Origin of the sequence: Burkholderia sp. Se-20378, from assembly GCF_017104665.1 — a bacterium.
GTDB classification, from domain to species: Bacteria; Pseudomonadota; Gammaproteobacteria; order Burkholderiales; family Burkholderiaceae; genus Burkholderia; species Burkholderia lata.
The window spans coordinates 1-1,739 of record NZ_JAAGPG010000979.1 but is presented as its reverse complement, the minus strand read 5'-3'; the positions used below and the strand labels follow the sequence as shown (position 1 = coordinate 1,739).

Below are 1,739 nucleotides of genomic sequence, written 5' to 3'. Positions count from 1 at the left end.
CGCGCATCCGGCGGCCGAGCGCAATCACCGACGTGATCCCGAGCACGGCCGTGGCCATCACGTAGAAACTCGGCGCCAGCTTGTTGTGCGTCGCGTCGATCAGCCAGGTCACGATCAGCGGCGCGAAGCCGCCGAACAGCGTCACCGAGAAGTTGTACGACAGCGCAAGGCCCGTGCCGCGCGTGCTCGTCGGGAAGATGTCGGCGAGCAGCGCCGGCAGCGGCGCGAGGCTCACCGCGATCAGCAGGCCGACCAGCGCCTGCACCGCGAGCAGCGTCTCGACCGTCGGATAGCGGTTCAACATCACGAACAGCGGCCACGTCGTGACGCCGACCAGGATCAGCGCGATCAGCATCACGCGGATGCGGCCGAAACGATCCGACAGGTGGCCGACGACCGGTGCGGCGACCATCAGCATCGCGCCCGTGACGACCGCGCCGAGATACGACGACGTGGCCGGGATATGCAGCTGCTTGACCGCGTATGTGGGCATGTACAGCTTGTGCACGTAGTTGAACGCGGTGGCCGTCGCGACGACGCCCGCACCGAGCAGCAGGTTTGCGCGATCGCGCGCGAACACGTCGCGCAGCGGCGACTTCGCGCGCCCCTTCTCGCCGAGCCGGCGGAAATCGGCCGGTTCGTCGATGTTGCGACGGATGTAGAGCCCGACCGGGCCGATCAGCAGCCCGACCGAGAACGCGACGCGCCAGCCCCACGCATGCAGCTGGTCGGTCGTCAACAGCAGGCTCAGCAGCGCGGACACGCCAGCCGCGAGCACCGTCGCGAGCCCCTGCGTCGACATCTGCCAGCTCGCGAAGAAGCCGCGCCGCTTCGCATCGGCCTGCTCGACCATGAACGCAGTGGCCGCGCCGAACTCGCCGCCGGTCGAGAAACCCTGCAGCATCCGCGCGACGATGATCAGCAGCGGCGATGCAATGCCGATCTGCGCATACGTCGGCGCGAACGCGATCATCGCGGTGCCGAGCATCATCAGGCCGATCGACATCGTCAGCGATGCCTTGCGGCCCGCGCGGTCGGCATAGCTGCCGAGCACGATCGAGCCGAGCGGGCGCGTGACGAACGAAATGCCGAATGTGCCCACCGACAGCAGCAGCGAAGTCGCCGCGTCGTGCGTGGGGAAAAACAGCTGGCCGATGACGATCGCGAAATAGCCATAGATCAGCAGATCGTAGAACTCCAGCGCGTTGCCGATGCTCGCGGCGCAGATCTCGCGCCACGGGTTGTGCGGGGCCGGCGTCGCGGCGTGCGTGTTGCGGGTCATCCCTGTGCTCCTCCGGTAATGCTGGCCGTCAGGATTTTGAAAGACGGCGCGCGGCGTGGCCGGCGGCCGTTCGGGCCAGTCAAGCGCGGAGTGTAGGCAACGCGGGGCGGGCGTTCGTGCCATTTCGGCACGCAATCGTGCCGATCGGCGCGCGGGCCCCGGAACCGCTGCCCGGCGCGGCTAATCCGCGCCGTCGTCGCGTGACGGCGCGGTGCGCCAGATCGCATCCAGTACCGGGTGCGGATCGTTGCGGCGCCGGTACAGCGCGATGTCGAAGCCGATCTGCCAGTCGGCGCCGCCGACGATCGCGAGCTCGCCGCGCCGCACGTCGTCGGCAACGAGCCGCTGCGGCAGCCACGCGAGACCGAGCCCGCGACGCGCCATCGCGAGAATCGCTTCATACGAATCGGCCTGGTATACGGGCCGCAGCGTCGGGCGGTTCGGCATTTCGGCAAGA

At 68.5% G+C, this 1,739-nt stretch carries 2 protein-coding genes; both read right to left on the bottom strand.

The genetic code is table 11. From position 1 onward, the window contains the following. Positions 1-1,282, bottom strand: a 1,282-nt coding sequence (locus tag G3N93_RS39515; protein ID WP_206135471.1) for an MFS transporter, incomplete at its 3' end; no start/stop codon positions are given. 180 nt (positions 1,283-1,462) lie between these two features. After that, on the bottom strand, positions 1,463-1,739 hold a 277-nt coding region (locus tag G3N93_RS39510; RefSeq protein WP_241026902.1), incomplete at its 5' end, for a LysR substrate-binding domain-containing protein.